Genomic DNA, 21,544 nt, shown 5'->3' on the forward strand with positions numbered 1-21,544 from the left:
TGCCTTCTCCGTTTTGATCATGAGCGATTTGCGACTCGCAAGCGTTCAATCATTGTGGACACACAGGTATCCCCTTTGTTGCTCTGCTCCATATCTCAGTCCGCTTGACTTGGATTGAAACGAGCTTCGTCTATTTGTTCAAACAAAAACGCGACTAAAGCGTTTGTAAAGTTACCTGGGGACTGCGCGCGTGTATCGAGAATTCAATCATAGAGCCAAGCTAAGGCCGAAAGTAAGCATTTCATCGCGCTGGATAGTCATCAATGTTTGTATCGGCTGCTTGTTTGGCGCGGGTTCATCTCATGCTCAAACGGTGGCAGACCCCGCACCCGAGCAACGCCGTGAGCAACAGCGAGTTCAGGCTCAACGTCAGGAGCTGGAACGGACTGCTCATGTTACATCTACCGCAAGCCGTCAGGATGACAGTCTTCTTCCTACGGGTGAGAACCCCTGCTTCAAGATAGATCACATTGCGCTGGACAACGCGGACTACCCGCTGGGCTCAGGTGCTCCGCGTCCCAATCCGATCTTTACGGAAACATTTGATTGGCTCACTTCAGCTACGGCCGGTGTTTCGGGCACTGACTCGCCCATCGGAAAGTGCTTGGGAACAGCCGGAGTGCAGTTGGTTATCAAGCGGGGCCAGGAAGCAGCAGTTGCCAAGGGCTATGTGACAACGCGAGTGCTAGCGCAGCGCCAAGACTTGTCTAGCGGCACATTAGTCCTCACCGTCATCCCCGGGCATGTGGGTGCTATCCGATTCAAAGCCACAGGATCCGACTCGCAAGATCCCCCTGGCGTGCGCACCTCGAACGCGGTTCCTCTGCGCAGCGGAGACATCCTGAATCTGCGCGACATTGAGCAAGGGCTGGAGAACTTCAAGCGAGTCCCAACGGCTGAGGCGGACATTCAGATCGAGCCCGCGCAAGACGCGAATGCCATCAACCAAAGCGACCTGGTGATTGCCTACCAGCAGCCCCGCATGACCCGCTGGTCCTTGAGCCTGGACGACAGCGGCAGCAAGGGGACCGGGCGTTACCAGGGGAGTGGCACCTTCTCACTGGACAACCCTCTGGGACTGAGTGACCTCTTCTATCTGACGCTGAACCATGACTTAAACAGTGAATTGGGCTATGAGTTAGGAAACACCCAGACAGGTGACCGGGGAACCCGCGGCTACACCGTGCACTACAGCCTGCCCCTGGACTACTGGACCTTGGGCACCACCTATTCCAGTAACCGCTACTTCCAGCAAGTCGTGGGGCAAAACCAGAACTACATCTACAGCGGCACCAGCGAGAACAGCGAAATCAAGCTCTCCCGGTTGGTGTACCGGGATGAAGCGCGCAAATCCACCCTGAGCCTCAAAGGCTGGCAGCGCAAAAGCAACAACTACATTGACGACACTGAAGTGCAAAACCAGCGCCGCGTGGTAGGCGGCTGGGAACTCGGTGTGAACCACAAAGACATGTTGGGTGACGCTTCGGTAGAGGGCAACTTGGCCTACAAGCGCGGCACTCAAGATTTTGACTCCATCCCCGCACCTGAGGAAGCCTTCGGCGAAGGCACCTCCAAGCTGGGCCTGCTTCTGCTGGACTTGAATGTCAGCAAGCCTTTCAAGGCGGTGGGTCAGAACTTCAGGTATAGCGCAGCCCTGCGCCTGCAAGACAACAGCACCCCGCTGACACCGCAAGACCGCTTTGCGATTGGCGGGCGCTACACCGTGCGTGGCTTTGATGGCGAGTCCAGCCTGGTGGGCGAGCGCGGCTGGACCCTGCGCAATGACTGGAGCATGGCACTGGGAGATTCCGGGCACGAGGTTTACTTAGGACTGGACGCAGGTGAAGTCAGTGGGCCCAGTAGCCAGAACCTTGCAGGCAAGCATCTCGCAGGGGGTGTCATCGGGTTGAAGGGCGGCTTCAAGCGATTTAAGACCGCCGTGCAGTACGACCTGTTTGTGGGAGCTCCCATCGACAAGCCCTCGGGATTCAAGACCGCCGAGACTACTGCCGGCTGCAGTCTGTCCATGAGCTTCTAGGACTGCAAGATGACTTCACTCTCCTGGAAAGTAATCGCGCCTGCCCTGGTAAGCGCACAAGGTGACGCTGATGCGCCTAGCGATGCAGAGATATTCGGAAGCTCCGTGTGGCTCTGGATGCAAGGCCCCAATCACCGCAATCTGCCCCTGCATGCGCTGGACCGCCTTTTACTCCCAGCCGTACGGTCTCAGCAGTTTGCTTTGGTTATGGAAGCCGATGCGCAGACCAACCGTCCGGTGGGCTATATGGCCTGGGCCAATCTCAGTGCAGAAGCCGAGAGCCGCTACATCGCGAGCCCATTGCACGGCTTGAATGAAGAAGACTGGAACAGCGGAGACCGCATGTGGTGCACAGAATTCTTTGCGCCACAGACATCCCCCCATCGTGTAAAGCGACTCTTAGCCCCCCTGTTTGCCCGTGCCAGCTTCCGCTACATGAGTCACCGCAGTAACGAGCGTGGAGCCAAAGTATTCACCTTCCGAGGTACGCAGGTGGATCCGACCTATGCCCGGCAGTGGTGGAGTACACGACCAATGCTAGCCCTGCAGCGCACGAATCCCTGATGACATCGCAACACGAATCTTGACCACTTAACACTACGAAATGGAGCTACCCTTTATGAAAAAACAAATTGCTGTTTTGCTGACCTGTATCGTCTTGACCGCCTGCGGCGGAGGTGGAGATGGTGGTGAAAGTAGCAGTAACGCTACAAGTACATCAGCATTCGACAGTACCCCTTTCCAAGGTACATGGAAACGCAACGACGGAACTGCATCCGGAAATGTGGCGAACTGTTTTAACTTCACCACATATGGTGGGACTTATGGCGGCCTAAACGGGCCTATCGTGGTCACGGGCACCACATTAACCAACACCATTGAAGTTTATAGCGACAACACTTGCGCGACCTATTTGGGCAAGTTGGTACGCAACTACTCTGTGGTGTTTAGTGCTGGCGCCATAACCGGCAAAACCACAGTAGCCAATGCACTCATTACGTCAACAGGTTACTCAATCAGTGCAGATGGTGGTGCGGGTTTTACGTTGAGCAGCGTTCCGCAAACTGGTGTAGTGAGCAAGCAAGTGTTTGATGTTGAAGGCTCGCTGATGTATGCGGGGAACAGCAGTGGAGCCTTGGATTCAAACGGATACCCAACGACTTTACAGGCGACTGCGCTTTACACGCGATAAGAAGAACGGCACTGCGGAAATCTTTAAGTCAAGGGAGTATCAACGTGAACAAGCACCTCTACCGAATCATCTTCAACGCCAAGCGCGGCATCCGCATGGCCGTTGCCGAAACCGCAGCCTCGCAGGGCAAGGCCGCATCGGGGGAGACTGCCGCCCGCGCAGACACCAGGGAAGCAGGTTTCTCTGCATCAAATGGGCGGCTAGCGCTCATGGAATATGCGCTATCCGCTACCAAATCAATAGCCCTTGGGGTAACTTTGCTGGGCCTGCCCCTGTGGCTGCAAGCTCAGGTGATTGCAGACCGCACTGTCCCGGGTAACCAGCAGCCCACGATACTTAGCACTGCCAGCGGGGTGACGCAGGTCAACATCCAAGCACCCAGCACGGGCGGTGTCTCGCGCAACACCTATAGCCAGTTTGATGTGGGTAGCAAAGGTGTCATCCTCAACAACAGCCGTACCGACACCTCCACGCAAATTGGCGGCTACGTGCAAGGTAATCCGTGGCTGGCTACAGGAGGTGCGCGGGTCATCCTCAACGAAGTTAACTCGTCTAGCGCTAGCCAAATCAAAGGCTATGTGGAGGTCGCAGGCAAGCGTGCTGAAGTCATCATGGCCAACCCCGCCGGAATTGCGGTGAACGGTGGTGGGTTCTTGAACGCAAGTAGCGTCACCCTCTCCACCGGCAATGTGGTGATGAACGCCGGCAACTTGGAGTCCTTCAAGGTGCGTGGCGGCACTATCGCCATTGACGGTGCCGGCTTGGACACCAGCACAACGGACTACACCAACCTCCTCTCCCGGGCCCTGCAAGTCAATGCCGGCATCTGGGCCAAGGACCTCAAAGTTGCCACAGGCTCCAACGACATCAGCGCCGCTAGCGCCGCAAGCCCCACAGCGACTGCCAACGCCTCTGCAGCCACAGGCCCCACCCCGGCCTTTGCATTGGACGTCGCCTCCATCGGCGGCATGTATGCAGGAAAAATCCATCTCATCGGCACAGAAGCGGGCTTGGGTATTCGTAATGCCGGAACCATTGGCGCATCCACCGGAGATGTGACAGTGACGAATGACGGATGGATCAGCAACACCGGCTCGGTCTACGCCACTGGCAACACCACCCTCACTGCCCAAGGCAATATTAGTAATACAGGAACAGGCCTCATCGCCTCCGGTGGCAATACGACGGTGTCAGCGCAAGGTGCAGGCAGCCAAGTGAGCATCGCTACCGGAGCCACTGTTGCGGCCGGCATGAGCACTACGGGTGCCATCGGTAGCGCGGGCAACCTGACTATCAGCTCCGCAGACAGCACTACCGTTCAAGGCCAGCTGGCCTCTGGCGGAGATACAGCATTGACAGCCACCAGCTTGGTGCTGGATAAGGCGAAGGTGAGCGGCCAGAACGTCCAGCTCACGGCCAGTACTTCCGATATATCGGTCCATCAAGCCACCGTCTCCGCCATCGAGACACTGAGCGCTTCGACCCAGACCCGCTTGGTCACCGATGGCGCGACCGTCACCGCCAAGCAGCTCAATCTGTCAGCACATGACCTCTCCAATGTCGATGGCACGGTACAGCAAAGTGGCACGGGCAACACCATCATCAACTTGGCCGGAAGCCTAGACAACACCAACGGTAAGGTGGCAGTCAATAGCAACCAGTTCAACCTGTCAGTCCAAAGCCTCAACAACAACGCAGGCACGATTGCCAGCAACAACAACTTGGCCATCACGGTCGGGGCCGACACCACCAACACCGGCAGCATTCTGGCCAACCAAGACCTGAGTGTTTCGACTACGGCCAACCTGACCAATACCGGCAAGGTGCAAGCCGGCCAGAGTCTCACCGTGTCTGCCAACACACTGAACAACACGGCCACGGGTGAACTATCCTCAACGACCACCACCCTCAACGCCACCGGCAGCTTCACCAACCGAGGCCTGGTCGATGCTGGCAACACAGCTGGCACCGGCAGCACACGCATTCAGGCCGTGACCGTCAACAACCTGGGCACCGGGCGCATCTATGGGGATAAGGTCGGCATCGCTTCCACCACACTCAACAACGATGCAGAAACTGTGGCTGGCGTGTCGAAGGCTGCCACCATCGCTGCCCGAGACCGGCTCGATATCGGAGCCACTACCGTCAATAACAACCAAGGCTCCAACATCCTGAGTGTGGGCGACATGGCCATTGGCGGCATTCTGGACACCAACGGCCAAGCGACCGGCCGGGCAGGCACGGTCAACAACAATGCCAGCACCATCGAATCCTTCGGTGCCATGCGCATGACTGCGGCCACCATCAACAACCTCAACCCCAACCTGCAGTGGGCAAGTGACGCAGGCACACAAAGTGGTTCAGGCACTGTGTACTTCACCCAAGCAGGCACCTTTGATACTGCAACGGGAGGGTTGCTGAGCACGACGGGCGCTTGGGTCGCCCAAGCGCATGGGGGCTATGCGTACCATCAAATCGTGGGCTACGAACCCGAGGTGGTATGTACGGGTAGTGGGCGCGAAGACAGAAGATGCACATCCACAGGGAACATGCTCCCGATCTATGGCTACGTCAAAGGCCAGGCCCAGGCCAACAGCAGCTCCAGCCCGAGCACCTTTGAAAGCTTTGCCCAGTACACCCAAACCGATTACAAGCCCGTAGTCAGTAGCAGCACACCGGGCCGCATTGCCAGTGGCGGTGCCATGACGCTGGATGCAACCCAAGCGGTGGTGAATGACCAAAGTGAGATCGTCGCAGGTGGTGCTCTCAACATCACCGCAGCAGTAGACAACAAGGCACGCTCTATCACGCTGAACTCGGTGCGCAATGGCACGGCCTATAACTGGGATAAGTTCGATCACGGCTGTGGCGGCATAAAAGGCTGTGACTACCTGTACTACGCCTACCGTCCCAGCACTCATACCTCAGAAATCGCCAATACCTACACCCTAGACTCCGCAGTCCAACGACAGTTCGTCTCCAGTGCCGTCACCAAAGCCACGGTAGATACCACCAGCCTCACTGGCGCAGGTACCGGCGTGACCTCGGTCGGCGGCACCACCAGCCTACCCACCAGCAGCCTGTTCACCATCAATAGCAACCCGGCAGGTCACTACCTGGTGGAGACCGACCCGCGCTTTACCAACTACCGTGCCTGGCTAAGCTCGGACTACATCACCACCCAACTCGCCCTGGACCCCACCGTCACCCAAAAGCGGCTGGGTGACGGCTTCTATGAACAAAAGCTCATCCGCGAACAGGTAGCCCAACTCACTGGGCGCCGCTTCCTGGGCAACTACACCAGCGACCAGCAGCAGTACCAAGCCCTCATGGACTCCGGCCTGACGTTTGCCAAGGCGTTCAACCTGCGCCCCGGCATTGCCCTCACCGCCAACCAACTCGCCCTGCTCACCACCGACATCGTCTGGCTGCAGCAAGAAACAGTGACATTGGCCGATGGCACAAAGACCCAAGTACTGGTCCCCCACGTCTATGCCGCAGTCAAGGCTGGAGACCTTACCCCCAAGGGTGCCCTGCTCAGTGGCGACAGCGTAGCCATTCAGACTGCTGGCGACATCACCAACGCCGGCACCATCCTGGGCCGCAAAGTCGTGAAGATTGAAGCCAGCAACCTCCACAACATCGCAGGCCTCATCCAAGCCCAAGATGTAGCCCTGCAAACCACTCAAGACCTCAACAACACCGGCGGCACCGTGGTGGCCGGCAACAGCTTGGTGGCGGTGGCCGGGCGGGACTTGAATGTATCCAGCACCACCGCCAGCAGCTCAGGCAGCGCTGGCAGTTACAGCTACAGCCAAACCGGCATAGACCGGGTAGCAGGCCTCTACGTCCAAGGCAAAGGTGTGCTGTACGCCAGTGCAGGTAACAACATCAATCTGACTGCCGGTGAAGTAGCTGGCAACGGTGCAGTCCAGCTGGACGCCGGCAACAACGTCAATATCAACGCACTCACAACCCGCCAGACCAACACCTTCAACGCCGGTGACGCCAAGAACCACCTGCTCACCAGCCAGACCAGCGATGTGGGCAGCACCATCACTGCAGGCACCAACCTCACCGTGAACGCCGGCAACAGCATCACTGCCCGCGCCGCCACTCTGAATGCTGCAGACACCGTGGCTCTGGCCGCCAAAGGCAACATCGTGCTGGACGTCGGCCAAACCCAAAGCAGCTATGACAGTGTGCAGACCAGCACCAGCAGTAGTCTCTTGAGTTCTACGACCACCAGCACCCAAACCCAAGCAAGTAGCGCCACCGCGCAGGTCAGCACCATCAACGCCAAGAACATCAGCGTCATCGCAGACCAGAACCTGGTGAGCGTAGGTACCGTGTTCAAGGGAAGCAACAGCGTCACCTTAGAGGGCAAAGGCACCACCACCCTGTATGCCGCCACCAACACCACCCAGAGCACGACGACCACGCAAAGCAGCAGCTCCCTCTTAGGCCTCACCCTGGAAGACAAAACCGCCACCGACAGCGTAGCCACAGCCAGCAGCATAGGTACCAAGCTCATCTCCAATGAGAAAGTCACCATTGGCGTGGGCAACCGCACCGAACTCCAGGGCACCGACATCCAGTCTCCCGAGACTAGCTTCGTAAAAACGGACCCACGCAAACGCGGCGAGCTCGTCATAGGAGCCAGCAAAGACACCACCCAGACCAGCCATACCGAAAAGTCTGAAACCGCAGGTGTCTGGCAAGAGCAAAAAGGCCAAGGCAGCACCACCCAGACCCTGAACCAAACCAAGATCTCGGGCAACGTGAGCTTTGATAACGCTTTGAAGATCACGGTGCAGATACCCAAGGACGTGCAGGCCACTCCCGGTGGGCAAGCCCTGCAAAGCACGCTGCAGGCGCTCAGCAACAGCTCTCTGGCCAGCACGCCCCAGGGCTTGGCGTACTTGGAACAACTCAAGGCCAACCCCAACGTCAAGTGGGACCAAATTGCGCTGGCTAACGAGAAGTGGAGTTATCAATCTGCGGGGCTTACACCAGCAGGGGCTGCACTGCTCTCCATTGCAGTGGCGGCTTACGCACCGGGCCTGAGCACCGGCATTACCAGTGCTGTGGGCGGTGGCTCCATCGCAGCGGGCCTCAATGCTGGCTTCCTTGCCCTACAAAGCCAAGCAGCAGTCGCCTTGGTGAACAACGGGGGAGACATCGGCAAGACCTTGGATCAGCTGGGCAGTGAGCAAAGCATCAAGAACCTGCTGACCGTGATGGTGACAGCAGGTGCTTTGAGCAACTTGAACCAGACACTGGGATTCAACGGCCAAAGCGGAGCTGGTGCATCTGGCACCAACGGCATCACCACCAGCCAGGCGGCCAACCAGTTCACCAGCAACCTGCTCAAGAACGTCACCAACAACGTAGCAGGTGCTGCGATTGACGCGGCTATCAATGGCAAGGCGTTTGATGAAAAAGCACTCTCCGCTGCACTCTCTAGTGCTTTGATCACAGCGGGGATGGCACAGGGGGCGAATGTGATTGGCGATGCTGATCTGAATAGCTTTACCAACAAGCTCGCGCATGCAGCTCTGGGATGTGCGGGTGGGGCTGCTATTGCCGGTAACAGCAAAGGATGCAGTGCCGGTGCTGTGGGTGCGGTAGTCGGGGAGTTGACAGCCGACTTTGCACTTAACAGTGGCATGAGCGACACGCAAGCATCGGCACTCGCCAAGGTTCTGTCTGCTGCTGCGGGCGTTTTGGTTGACGGTGGCGGAAACAACGCTGCGGCAGTCAATATTGCTAGCACCACCGGACGCAACGCTGCAGAAAATAACCGTCTTTTACACAAGACAGAAACGCATAAGGCTGCTCAGCTAGCAACTCTGAGCAAGGGCAAGTTCACCCAAGCACAAATTGAAGATGCCATGCGCAACAGCGGTAACAAGGCAAAGAATGAGTCTGTTACGACTGGTATGGTCAATCCCGGAGCGGTAGTGGAAGACAAGGGCGCTGTCTTTAACGTAGGTGGTGACGGTAAAAGTGTGGTTCAAACCCTTCCTAACGGAGGCAGGGTAGACCCAGAACTTGCGGCCTACATCATCGCCAATACCGGCGGAGCGAACTCACCCTATGCTTGGTCCGACGCGCAAACCGGGAAGACAAAATCGCCTAGCAACGCCAATGCAGGGTTGAATACGATGACACCGAATGCAAATGGATGCATTACTGCGGAATGTGCTGCTGGTATTCAGTCGGGGAAGGCAACTGTCCCTGATGGGAATTACGGGGTCGGTTTCTATCCTGGGCCAATGCCTGGTGGCGAAATTGAGGTTGAGGTTCAAAACGGTGAGATAACAGGTGGCAAAGTTGGGGCGGGCTTTGGTGTGGGTGGCCACTTGAATCTTGGAACAAGAACTGTCGGAGGCGGATTGCTCCAAGGACCAGTTACTGGTGCAAAAGGTGGTGCACTCTCTGAGTCAAATCCTCAGCAAGCTGGTGAAGTACGTATTGGACCCGCTGCCAGTGTGAATGTAGGTGTTGGCACTGTTGGACTTGAAGTCGGTGCAAGTGCAGGAAAGTCCATTAAAGACGAAGGTGTATCGAATTTTGTGAATAGAACCGCCACGCCAACAGTCGCACCAGTTTTGCCGAAAATTTCAGCTGAAGCAAAGGTCAACATCATTGAGTTTTCTGTGAAACCACCAGCTCAACCCATCGCAACAAACTCAGAGGACGCTTCTAAATGATTCGACGTATTGTGTTGTGGATAAAGGGAAACCCAAGCTTGAATGCGGATGAAGCGAGGGAAGAATTTAGAAAACGGCATAAACACGGCGTGTTTTTTTTCTTGATTCCCATGATTCTGTTTTCGGTCTTTGTGATCTTTCCTAAAGGAAATTTGCTCAGTGAGGAAACTCTTGTCTCGCTGGCATTCACCGCGTTTTTTGTACTGTTTTTCTATACAATGTTGTATTACCGCTGCCCTCGTTGCGGTACCACGCCCACCAGTAGCAAGCCAGGTACGACAGGCGTACTACTTTTCCCCAAAAAGTGCAGCCGGTGTGGTGCGCCACTACTGCCAAATCATCGATGGGGTCAGGATTGATTCAAGTTCGGCTTCTACCGAAACTCGATGATCGCTTTGTTCTTGATGCTGTCCTATTTCGCATTAAAACGCAATTGACGCCCATGGAATATGCGCAAACAGCTCCTAAAACAATAGCAATTCGGCGATCCTGCGGCGCCTACAGCTACAGCCAAACCGGCATAGACTGGGTAGCCGGCCTCTACGTCCAAGGGCCGGGTGTGCTGTACGCCAGTGCAGGTAACAACATCAACCTGACTGCCGCTGAAGTAGCTGGCAACGGTGCAGTCCAGCTGGACGCCGGCAACAACGTCAACCTCCAAACCCTCACAACCCGCCAGACCAACACCTTCAACGCCGGTGACGCCAAGAACCACCTGCTCACCAGCCAGACCAGCGATGTGGGCAGCACCATCACTGCAGGCACCAACCTCACCGTGAACGCCGGCAACAGCATCACTGCCCGCGCCGCCACTCTGAATGCTGCAGACACCGTGGCTCTGGCCGCCAAAGGCAACATCATTCTGGACGCCGGCCAAACCCAAAGCAGCTATGACAGTGTGCAGACCAGCACCAGCAGTAGTCTCTTGAGCTCTACGACCACCAGCACCCAAACCCAAGCAAGTAGCGCCACCGCGCAGGTCAGCACCATCAACGCCAAGAACATCAGCGTCATCGCAGACCAGAACCTGGTGAGCGTAGGTACCGTGTTCAAGGGAAGCAACAGCGTGTATGTGGAAGGCAAAGACACCACCACCCTGTATGCAGCCACCAACACCACCCAGAGCACGACGACCACGCAAAGCAGCAGCTCCCTCTTAGGCCTCACCCTGGAAGACAAAACCACCACCGACAGCAAAGCCACCGCCAGCAGCATTGGCTCCCGCCTCATCTCCAATGAGAAAGTCACCATTGGCGTGGGCAACCGCACCGAACTCCAGGGCACCGACATCCAGTCTCCCGAGACTAGCTTCGTAAAGACGGACCCGCGCAAACGCGGCGAGCTCGTCATAGGAGCCAGCAAAGACACCACCCAGACCAGCCATACCGAAAAGTCTGAAACCGCAGGTGTCTGGCAAGAACAAAAGGGCCAAGGCACGACCACCCAGACCCTGAACCAGACCAAGATCTCGGGCAACGTGAGCTTTGATAACGCTTTGAAGATCACGGTGCAGATTCCTGACACCAAGGGTGGGCAGGAGCTCAAGAGCCAGATACAGGCATTGGCAGGCCAGAGTACAGGGGCAGGAACCAGCACCGGACTGGAATACCTCAACACCCTGGCCCAGCGCACGGACATCCAATGGGACAAGGTGGCCCTCGCCCATGAAAACTGGAGCTATCAATCGGCGGGGCTCACACCAGCAGGGGCTGCACTGCTCACCATTGCAGTGGCCGCTGGAACAGGTGGCCTGGGAGCCGGGCTTACGGGTACCACCGGTGCACTGGGCACTGCCATGAGTGCGGGCTTCTCCTCGCTGGCCTCTCAGGCAGCTGTCAGCCTAGTGAACAACGGAGGCGATATCGGCAAGACGCTGGAGCAACTGGGCAAGGAAGAAAGCATCAAGGGTCTCTTGCTCACCATGGCCACGGCAGGCGCCTTGGACAAGCTCAACAGCACCATGGGCTGGAACAACATCAATGCCAAGAGTCCTTTTGTGGACCAGCTCCAGAAGAACCTGACCAACAACGTCGCCACAGACTTGATGAACAGTGCGCTGGCGGGCAAGCCGTTTGATGAGAAGACGTTTGCCAATTCGCTCAAGGGGGCGTTGATCAATACGGGCATGGCGCAGGGGGCGAATGCGATTGGGGATGCGGCTTCCAGCCAGAACGGAAACCCTCCCCTGATTGATGCGTTCACCCACAAGCTGGCCCACGCCATACTAGGTTGTGTAGGCGGCTCTGCATCTGCCGGTGATACGAAAGGCTGCGCTCCCGGCGCTGTTGGGGGTGTTGTTGGGGAACTCGCAGCGCAGTATTACAACCCCAGTGGCGACCCTACCAAAACCACGGATACGGTGAACTTCGCCAAGACCATGGCCGCTGTGGCAGGCCTGCTGGTGGGTGGCGGTGGGGACAATGCACAGGCCGTGAACATCGCCGCAACCACGGGGGCCAATGCGGCACAGAACAACCGGCAGTTGCATCCGGACCAATATAAACTGGCAAAAGAGTACTCCAAGAACAAGTCAGTGCGAGATGCGCTTTCCAAGATAGAAGGACGTGAGGTCAGTGAAACTGAACTAGAAGGTCGCTTGACTGCAGAAATGCTGAGGAATTCAGATGCTTCTGCGTCTGCACAGAGTGGCGGCGTGAACGACTACAAATTGCGATCTTTGATGGGTTGCCAGCTACTCAATTGCGATGCCTCAAAAACTGATCCCGACTATGCCAACAGCCGCGTGAACTCGCAGTTCCTAGCCTCGAATTGGAGTACCTATGCCAATGGACTGAGCCAATTGAAAACGGGTCAAACCTACAACCAGTTGGTCACCAACAACGTCAAAGACAACCCTGTGAGTACTGGGGTTGCTGGAGCGGGAATGATCGGGTATGGCGTAGTCATTGGGGGACCTGCAACGATTGGGACGCGATTGATTACCGGTGGTGTTGGTGCCGGTGGCAACGCTGGTTTCCAGAGCATTGGAGATCAACCTATGGATTGGGTGGATGTCGGCATTGCAGGGTTCACGGGCTTTGTGACGGGTGGCGGTGGGTTCTGGCAAGGTCTAACCTCATCGGTTGCAATCAATTCCGGTGGTGCGTTAGCCGGCAGCGCTATCAAGTCTGAAAATCCGAATGCTGCGATGGGCGGTGCGGCAGCGGGTACTGTTCTCGGCTACGGTGCCGGCAAAGCCATTGAGTCGGTCGTCAAAATCAAAGTCGATCCTTGGTATCGACCTGAATGGATATCCGCTGGACCATATGGCATCGTTCAGTTCAATACCCCAAGTCAATTGCCATTTTTATCGGGAACGCTTGGATCAACTGCCGCCCAAGAGCCATCAGGAGACAGTATAAAAGGTCAAATAAACAAGGCGCAAGGCCAGTAAATATGAAAAGCATTGCAAAGTGGGTTTGTCAACAAATGTTGTGGAACTGGATCGTTCTGACTCTCACGTTTTCACTTACTGTTGCTTTGATAAGGTTGGTTGCCAATCCCTTTATAGCGTGGATATTCGCCGGTAATTGGGAGTGGTCATCTGCGGAACTAACAGCAAGCTACCTTCTTGGTTCCACCGGAATCGCTTTAATTGGAGCTGTCTCATTGACCTGCCACCACTGGTACCAACTTGGCCGCGAAAGCAAAGCTGTCAAGTGGCTAGTAATCATCGCCATTCATGCCGCAACCTTGGCGCTTGTGTTCGGAGTCATAAATCCTGCAATCAAGAAGCTGGCGAAGACCTTGGTTTCTTTGTGACTAGCGTTTTGATTGATTCGATGAGCTGACTTTGATGTTGGGCAGAAATTCAGGCGCAGCCGGCACCACTCGAAACACTACCCGCCAACCAACTCAGTGTTCTCGCCGCGCTGGTGTTTATGCATAAATTGACCTCTAGCGCCAATGAAACATGCGCAAGCAGCTACATATTTAGTAGCAAAATGCCGCTTCCCGGGCGTCTTCGGGTCTGGCCTGCCGGGTGCCCTGCTCAGTGGCGACAGTGTTTCCATCCAAACCACAGGCGACATCACCAACGCCGGCACCATCCTGGGCCGCAAAGTCGTGAAGATTGAAGCCAGCAACCTCCACAACATCGCAGGCCTCATCCAAGCCCAAGATGTAGCCCTGCAAACCACTCAAGACCTCAACAACACCGGCGGCACCGTGGTGGCCGGCAACAGCTTGGTGGCGGTGGCCGGGCGGGACTTGAATGTATCCAGCACCACCGCCAGCAGCTCAGGCAGCGCTGGCAGTTACAGCTACAGCCAAACCGGCATAGACCGGGTAGCAGGCCTCTACGTCCAAGGCAAAGGTGTGCTGTACGCCAGCGCAGGCAACAACATCAACATAACTGGCGCAGAGATAGCAGGCAATGGAGCGGTGCAGCTGGACGCCGGCAACAACGTCAATATCAACGCACTCACAACCCGCCAGACCAACACCTTCAACGCCGGTCACGCCAAGAACCACTTGCTCACCAGCCAGACCAGCGATGTGGGCAGCACCATCACTGCAGGCACCAACCTCACCGTGAACGCCAGCAACAGCAACAGCATCGCTGCCCGCGCCGCCACCCTGAATGCTGCAGACACCGTTGCTCTGGCCGCCAAAGGCAGCTTTACCTCTAGCCAGGGCTTGAGGTAGGCGGAGGCTTGGTCCATCAAGGCCTCGCCGGTGTCCGATGCCACCTTGGTCGCCAGCTTTTCCAGGCTGGCCTTGATGACGCCGCGCACGCTGGTATCCAGCGGGGGTCATGCAGTCTCCTTAGGTTTTGTTTAGGCTGATAGCCTTCGCACGCCCGTTCAATTGGATGGCTGGTGGCTAAGGCACCGGCGTGAGTTTGGCCACGCTGAGGGCTAGCCATTTCACGCCATGGCGCGGAAAGTTGATTTGGGCGCGGGCGTCGGGCCCTGTGCCTTCTAGCGTGAGCACCTTGCCTTCGCCAAACTTGGTGTGGAAGACTTTCAAGCCCACGCGCAAACCGTGTGAGGGCTCTTCCTTTTGCACGACTTTAGGCTCAAAACTGGTTGTAGCGCCCGTGGAATATGCGCGACCAGCTCCTGAATACGTAGCACCCCCTGTATTACCACCGTAGCCTCCCCAAGGGCGGCCCACAGGCAAGCTGCCTTGCGCGCCAGGCTTGGGGCTCAGCCACTTGAGCGCGGCCTCGGGCAGCTCGTCGTAGAAGCGGCTTTTCATATTGAAGCGGGTTTGGCCATGCAGCATGCGGGTTTGCGAATGGCTCAGGTACAAGCGCTTGCGGGCGCGGGTGATGGCCACGTACATCAGGCGGCGCTCTTCTTCCAAGCCGTCACGGTCACTCATGGAGTTTTCGTGGGGGAACAAGCCTTCCTCCATGCCGGTGATGAACACGCAGTCAAACTCCAAGCCTTTGCTGGAGTGCACGGTCATGAGCTGGATGGCGTCTTGCCCTGCTTGGGCTTGGTTGTCTCCTGCCTCTAGCGCGGCGTGCGACAAAAAGGCGGCCAAGGGCGAGAGAGTTTCGCCGGTGTCAGCATCGGGTGCAGGCGCGTTTTCCATGGGGGCGTCAAAGTCAAAGCCTTGCGATGCCGGTGACTGCCGCATGGAGGGCGCTGGGGCCACAAAGTCGTCCTCGCCGGGCAGCGCCACAGCGTCGCGGCCAAAGCCTTCGTTGGAGACAAAGCTCTCGGCCGCGTTGACCAGTTCTTCCAAATTCTCTAAACGGTCTTCGCCCTCGCGGTCGTTGCGGTAGTGCTCACGCAGGCCTGAAGTGTCTAGCACCAGCTCGGTGATTTGGCGCAGGGTCATGCTTTGCGTTTGCTCGCGCATGACTTCTATCTTGGCCACAAACGCGTTGATGTTGGCGCCCGCTTTGCCTCCTAGGCCACTGACCGCATCACTCAGACAGCAGCCTTGCGCGCGCGCCAAGTCTTGCAGCTGCTCAATGCTGCGCGCACCAATGCCGCGCGGCGGAAAGTTCACCACGCGCAAGAAGCTGGTGTCGTCGCGCAGGTTCTCAATCAGACGCATATAGGCCAACGCGTTCTTGATTTCGGCGCGCTCAAAAAATCGCAGACCGCCATACACCTTGTAGGGCAGGCCCGCGTTGAACAAGGCGGTTTCAATCACCCGGCTTTGCGCGTTGGAGCGGTACAGCACGGCAATTTCTTTGCGCTCAAAGTCGTCGCGCACCAGCTGCTTCATCTCATCCACCATCCACTGCGCCTCGGCAAAGTCGCTAGGGGCTTCCATCACTCGCACGGGTTCGCCAGCGCCTTGGTTGGTGCGCAGGTTCTTGCCCAAGCGCCGGCTGTTGTGGCTGATGAGGGCGTTGGCCGAATCCAAGATGTTGCTGTAGCTGCGGTAGTTTTGCTCCAGCTTGATTTGGTGCTGCACTTTGAACTCGCGCACAAAGTCCGTCATATTGCCTACACGCGCGCCGCGAAAGGCGTAAATGCTTTGGTCATCGTCCCCCACCGCAATCACACTGCCGCGCGGCGCAAAGCTGGCAGGGTCGCTCACCGGGCCATTGGCGCCTGAGCCCGCAAGCATCTTGATCCACGCGTATTGCAGTTTGTTGGTGTCTTGAAACTCATCAATCAAAATGTGCTGAAAGCGGCGTTGGTAGTGCTCGCGGATGGGGTCGTTGTCGCGCAGCACCTCAAACGAGCGCAGCATCAGTTCGCCAAAATCCACCACACCTTCACGCTGGCACTGCTCTTCATAGAGTTGGTAGAACTCCACTTTTTTACGGGTTTCGTCGTCACGCACTTCCACCGCATGGGGGCGCAAACCATCTTCTTTGCAGCCGGAGATAAACCACTGCATCTCTTTGTGCGGAAAGCGCTCGGCGTCGATGTTGTATTGCTTGTACAAGCGCTTGATGGCGGATAGCTGGTCTTGGGTGTCCAAAATTTGGAACGACTGCGGCAGCCCCGCCATCTTGTAATGCGCCCGCAAAAACCGGTTGCACAGCCCGTGGAAGGTGCCAATCCACATGCCGTTGACATTCACCGGCAGCATGGCCTGCAGCCGCGTCATCATTTCTTTGGCCGCCTTGTTGGTAAAGGTCACAGCCAAGATGCCGCCGGGTGTGACCTCCCCCCGGCTGAGCAACCACGCAATGCGGGTGGTGAGCACCCGCGTCTTGCCCGACCCCGCACCCGCCAAGATCAGGGCATGTTCGGATGGCAGCGTGACGGCGGCGCGCTGCTCGTCATTCAGGGTAGCTAGGAGAGGCTGGGGGCTTGTGGCCAGAGGGGCATGGGGTGAAAACATACCCCGATTGTAGAAACCCACTGCACCCGCCCGATTTTGTATACAATCAACCACCGGGCCCAAGCAATTGACGCCCGGTTTTTTGTGGGCAACGCTCTTTTCCAAGAGCGCTTTCAAAGACCCGGCTCAATCCAAGCGCCCTGCGTTTTTTCTAGATTTTTCTTGATCAATGGACTAGGAGCTTGGGCTATGGAAATTTTTGACTACGACAATATTTTGCTTCTCCCCCGCAAGTGCCGGGTAGAGAGCCGCAGTGAGTGCGATGCAGGTATCGAACTGGGAGGGCGCAAGTTCCGCCTGCCAGTGGTACCCGCCAACATGAAGACCGTCGTGGACGAAAAGATCTGCACATGGTTGGCACAAAACAACTACTTTTACGTGATGCACCGCTTCGACTTGGACAATGTCCAATTCGTGCGCGACATGCACAAACAGGGCTTGTACGCATCCATCTCTCTGGGTGTCAAACAACCTGACTACGCGACGGTAGACACGCTGGTGGCAGAAGGCTTGACACCTGAGTACATCACTATCGACATTGCCCACGGCCACGCGGATAGCGTGAAAAACATGATCGGCTACCTCAAAGAAAAACTCCCTAAGAGCTTTGTGATTGCCGGCAATGTGGCGACCCCTGAAGCCGTGATTGATTTGGAAAACTGGGGCGCGGACGCCACCAAGGTGGGCGTGGGCCCAGGCAAGGTGTGCATTACCAAGCTCAAGACTGGTTTTGGTACCGGTGGTTGGCAGCTGAGCGCGCTCAAATGGTGTGCCCGTGTAGCGACCAAACCCATCATTGCGGACGGCGGTATCCGCAGCCATGGCGACATTGCCAAGAGCATCCGCTTTGGCGCCAGCATGGTGATGATCGGCTCGCTGTTTGCGGGCCATGAAGAATCACCCGGCAAGACGGTGGAAGTTGACGGCCAGATCTTCAAAGAGTATTACGGCTCAGCTTCTGACTTCAACAAGGGCGAATACAAGCACGTAGAAGGCAAGCGCATCCTGGAGCCGGTCAAAGGCAAGCTGGCCGACACTTTGATTGAAATGGAGCAAGACGTACAAAGCTCCATCAGCTATTCGGGTGGCAAGAAACTGATGGACATTCGCAAAGTGAACTACGTAACCCTCGGTGGCGACAACGCCGGCGAGCACTTGCTGATGTAATCACAGGCTGTAACTGGGTTACATCGTCAGCCAATCGACAGCATTGCGGCCCCTTGTGGGCCGTTTTGCTGTCTGCCCGGTTGTATTCTTGCTAACCAAGGACGGAGGCAACATGAAAATCGCACTGCTAGGGATTGGTTTGATGGGGCTGCCCATGGGGCGGCGTTTGTGCCAAGCGGGGTTTGAGCTGCATGTGTGGAACCGCACCCACGAGCGCGCCCAACGCCTTAGCGCGTTCGGAGCAACGGTGCATGGCACACCCCAGTCTGCAGTCCAAGGTGCCGATGTGGTCATCACGATGCTGGAAGACGGTGCCGTGGTAGCGCATGTGCTGTTTGAGCTAGGGGCTGCTAACGCCATGCAGCCGGGCAGCTTGCTCATCGATATGTCGTCCATCAAGCCCAGCGAAGCACGCGACCATGCGGCTCGGCTGAGCGAAATTCACATTGCCTACATGGACGCCCCGGTCTCAGGCGGCACCATTGGCGCAGAAGAAGGCACGCTGGCCATCATGGCGGGTGCCAAAACAAGCACATTCCCGATAGCGGCCCCAGTGCTCGCCGTCTTGGGGCGCGCCACCCACGTAGGGCCCATTGGCTCTGGGCAACTGGCCAAACTTGCAAACCAAATGATTGTGGGCATCACTATCGGTGCGGTGGCTGAAGCCCTGTTGATGTGCGAAAAAGGCGGGGCCGATATGGCCAAGGTCAAAGAAGCCATTACCGGCGGCTTTGCCGACAGTCGCATTTTGCAAGTACATGGCCAGCGCATGATTGAGCGCGACTTCAGCCCCAGAGGCCGCATGTCCGTGCAAGTGAAGGACCTGCGCAATGCGCTCGCCACGGCCCAAGAAATTGGATTTGATGCGCCCATCACGGGCTTGTTTGAACGCCTGTATGCCCAGGGCATTGACCATGGCTTGGCGGACTTGGACCATGCGGGCTTGTTTGTGGAACTGGCAAGCCGCAACGGCATGACCTAACTGCCTACCTACACCCCTGCTCTTGCCGGGATGTACAGACGAAAAAAAAGGCCTCTTACGAGGCCTTTTGACTACGCCAACGCAGAATTAATCTGCATTGCGTGCTGGGCGCTTCTTGGCATCACGGGGCACAAACACTTTGCCACCATTGCCAGGCTTAGCAAAGCCAGTGGGCTTGCCAAATGCAGGCTTGCGGGCCGCAAAGTCGCCACGGGGAGCACCAAAGTCACCACGGGGAGCAAAGTCACCGCGCTCGCCGCGGGGGGCGAAGTCTGTGCGTTCTGCACGAGGAGCGAAGTCACCGCGGGGAGCGGAGAAGTTTCCACGGGGAGCGCCACCAAAATCACCGCGCGGGGCAAAGTCGCCACGAGGAGCGGGAGCGCCGCCGCCGGCAAAGCGGTCATTGAAACCGCCCTTGCGTTCGTAGCTAAAGCCTTCGCGGGCACCGCCATCACGTCCGCCACCAAAACCACCGCGTCCGCCGCCACCACCGAAGCCGCCTTCACGTGGGCCACCACGGCCACGGGGAGCTGCATCACGGCGACCACCGCCGCCGCCAAAACTGGAGCGTGCGTCAGGGATACGTTGCTGGGGTTCCATACCAGGAATGACTTCGGCCTTGATAGGCTGGCGTGTGAATGCTTCGATGTCGAAAATTTTGCGACGATCGCGAATTTCTGCGAAAGTGGCCGCGATACCGTCACGCCCCGCGCGGCCGGTACGACCAATGCGGTGGGTGTAGTCTTCGGCCTTCATCGGCAAGCCAAAATTGAACACGTGGGTGATGGTGGGCACGTCAATACCACGGGCTGCCACATCGGTCGCCACCAAGATTTGCACTTGGCCTTGGCGCAGTGCCATCAAGCGGCGGTTACGCAAACCTTGGCTCAAAGCGCCATGCAATGCCACGGCAGAAAAGCCGTCTTGTTGCAAGTCGTTGGCCAAACCATCGCACTCGATTTGGGTGCTGGCAAAAACAATCGCTTGGTTGATGGTGGTGTCACGCAACCAGTGGTCCAAGAGCTTGCGCTTGTGCTGTGCGTTGTCGGCCCAGAACAAGACTTGCTTGATGTTGGAATGCTTTTCTTGCGGGCTGTCGATAGTGACACGTTGTGGGTCACGCATCACACGGGCTGCCAACTGTTGAATGCGCGGCGCAAAAGTTGCGCTGAACATCATGGTTTGCTTGCGGCCAATGGTTAGCTGGTTGATTTCGGCCAAGTCATCGGCAAAGCCCAAGTCCAACATGCGGTCGGCTTCGTCTACTACCAAGAACTGGACTTGGTCCAACTTGATTTGCATGGAACGTTGCAGATCCAACAAACGGCCGGGGGTTGCAACGACCAGATTAGCGTTTTGCAGCTTGGCGATTTGCAACTGGTAAGGCATGCCGCCCACGATGTTGGCTACGCGCAGACCACGGCAGTGTTGTACCAAGTCAATGGCGTCGTGCGCCACTTGCTGCGCCAATTCGCGGGTAGGGCAAACAATCAAAGCACCGGGAACAGCGGCTTTGAAGTTACGTGGATTGGTGGGGTCTTGGCGCTTAGGACGCTTAGGAGCAGGTTCACCCTTGGCAGCCGCTTCAGCCACGGCTGCTTCATAGTCGCTGCGCTCTTTGGCTTCAGCTTCTGCCATTTGCGTCAACAAGGTGTGCAACACGGGCAGCAAAAATGCTGCAGTCTTGCCGCTACCCGTTTGGCTAGAGACCATCAAGTCAATGAACTTGTTGGTTTGCGCGCTGTCAGCACTGGCAGGCAAAGCCATAGGAATGACTTTTTGCTGCACGGTGGTGGGTTGGGTGTAGCCCAAATCTTTGACGGCGCGAATCAGTTCAGGCACCAAGCCCAACTCAACGAAACCGTTAGGTACTTCTTCAACTTCCACCGCATCGACCATTTCGGTCACGGTTGCTTGAGTCGTTGTAGAGGAAAAGTTTTCAGCAGGCGTGAATTCGCCGGCCACTTCAAAAGTGTCAGTCATAGTTTTCTCATACGCGAGCACCGCAGGTTGTGCGATTGCTCCGTTAATGGTTAAAAAACATCAACCATCAAACGGAACCGGCTCTGACTCAACTTGAGTTCTATCAGCGCAGGGGGCCCTTTGTTGCCGGCTTGCAGTGCAAACCAACGATGGACCCAGTGAATGAAGGGAGATGTACAAATATGCACTACAGCTTGTAGCGC

General features: G+C 56.9%; 12 protein-coding genes. 10 read left to right on the top strand and 2 right to left on the bottom strand.

The window, feature by feature from the left end:
* The first annotated feature begins 313 nt into the window (after positions 1 to 313).
* The 8 genes from EXZ61_RS14900 (at position 314) to EXZ61_RS14935 (ending at position 14,593) form a co-directional block, all read left to right on the top strand.
* A complete protein-coding gene (locus EXZ61_RS14900) occupies positions 314 to 2,038 on the top strand; it encodes a ShlB/FhaC/HecB family hemolysin secretion/activation protein (protein WP_237218975.1) in 1,725 nt (574 codons plus the stop codon).
* 9 nt (positions 2,039 to 2,047) lie between these two features.
* Positions 2,048 to 2,602, top strand: coding sequence for a toxin-activating lysine-acyltransferase (locus EXZ61_RS14905; RefSeq protein ID WP_142812516.1), 555 nt, complete (start codon positions 2,048 to 2,050; stop codon positions 2,600 to 2,602).
* Between the two features lie 55 nt (positions 2,603 to 2,657).
* Complete coding sequence (locus tag EXZ61_RS14910) at positions 2,658 to 3,230, top strand: hypothetical protein (protein WP_142812517.1); 573 nt, start codon at positions 2,658 to 2,660, stop codon at positions 3,228 to 3,230.
* Positions 3,231 to 3,274: 44 nt separating this feature from the next.
* Positions 3,275 to 9,946 (top strand): two-partner secretion domain-containing protein, encoded by a 6,672-nt coding sequence (locus tag EXZ61_RS14915; RefSeq protein WP_142812518.1) that lies wholly within the window; start codon positions 3,275 to 3,277, stop codon positions 9,944 to 9,946.
* Complete coding sequence (locus EXZ61_RS14920) at positions 9,943 to 10,305, top strand: hypothetical protein (protein ID WP_142812519.1); 363 nt, start codon at positions 9,943 to 9,945, stop codon at positions 10,303 to 10,305. The genes EXZ61_RS14915 and EXZ61_RS14920 overlap by 4 nt, the downstream gene beginning before the upstream one ends.
* A gap of 83 nt (positions 10,306 to 10,388) precedes the next feature.
* Positions 10,389 to 13,340: a DUF637 domain-containing protein gene (locus EXZ61_RS14925; protein ID WP_168224781.1), complete on the top strand. Its 2,952-nt coding sequence runs from the start codon at positions 10,389 to 10,391 to the stop codon at positions 13,338 to 13,340.
* Between the two features lie 2 nt (positions 13,341 to 13,342).
* Positions 13,343 to 13,708, top strand: a complete 366-nt coding sequence (locus EXZ61_RS14930; RefSeq protein ID WP_142812521.1) for a hypothetical protein — start codon at positions 13,343 to 13,345, stop codon at positions 13,706 to 13,708.
* 144 nt (positions 13,709 to 13,852) lie between these two features.
* The gene (locus EXZ61_RS14935; RefSeq protein ID WP_142812522.1) at positions 13,853 to 14,593 is read left to right on the top strand and encodes a hemagglutinin repeat-containing protein; all 741 of its coding nucleotides are present in this window, start codon (positions 13,853 to 13,855) and stop codon (positions 14,591 to 14,593) included.
* A gap of 177 nt (positions 14,594 to 14,770) precedes the next feature.
* Here EXZ61_RS14935 and EXZ61_RS14940 read toward each other — a convergent pair whose 3' ends face one another.
* Positions 14,771 to 17,209, bottom strand: coding sequence for a UvrD-helicase domain-containing protein (locus EXZ61_RS14940; RefSeq protein ID WP_142812523.1), 2,439 nt, complete (start codon positions 17,207 to 17,209; stop codon positions 14,771 to 14,773).
* A 189-nt stretch (positions 17,210 to 17,398) separates the two neighbouring features.
* Here EXZ61_RS14940 and EXZ61_RS14945 point away from each other — a divergent pair, with 189 nt between their 5' ends.
* Both EXZ61_RS14945 and EXZ61_RS14950 read left to right on the top strand, forming a co-directional pair.
* Positions 17,399 to 18,376 (top strand): GMP reductase, encoded by a 978-nt coding sequence (locus EXZ61_RS14945; RefSeq protein WP_142812524.1) that lies wholly within the window; start codon positions 17,399 to 17,401, stop codon positions 18,374 to 18,376.
* A 112-nt stretch (positions 18,377 to 18,488) separates the two neighbouring features.
* Positions 18,489 to 19,358, top strand: a complete 870-nt coding sequence (locus EXZ61_RS14950; RefSeq protein ID WP_142812525.1) for an NAD(P)-dependent oxidoreductase — start codon at positions 18,489 to 18,491, stop codon at positions 19,356 to 19,358.
* Between the two features lie 87 nt (positions 19,359 to 19,445).
* On the opposite strand, the gene EXZ61_RS14955 is transcribed toward EXZ61_RS14950, so the two are convergent.
* Entirely contained in the window at positions 19,446 to 21,341 is a 1,896-nt protein-coding gene (locus EXZ61_RS14955; protein WP_142812526.1) for a DEAD/DEAH box helicase, read from the bottom strand.
* Positions 21,342 to 21,544: the final 203 nt, after the last annotated feature.

Origin of the sequence: Rhodoferax aquaticus (genome assembly GCF_006974105.1) — a bacterium.
GTDB classification, from domain to species: Bacteria; Pseudomonadota; Gammaproteobacteria; order Burkholderiales; family Burkholderiaceae_C; genus Allorhodoferax; species Allorhodoferax aquaticus_A.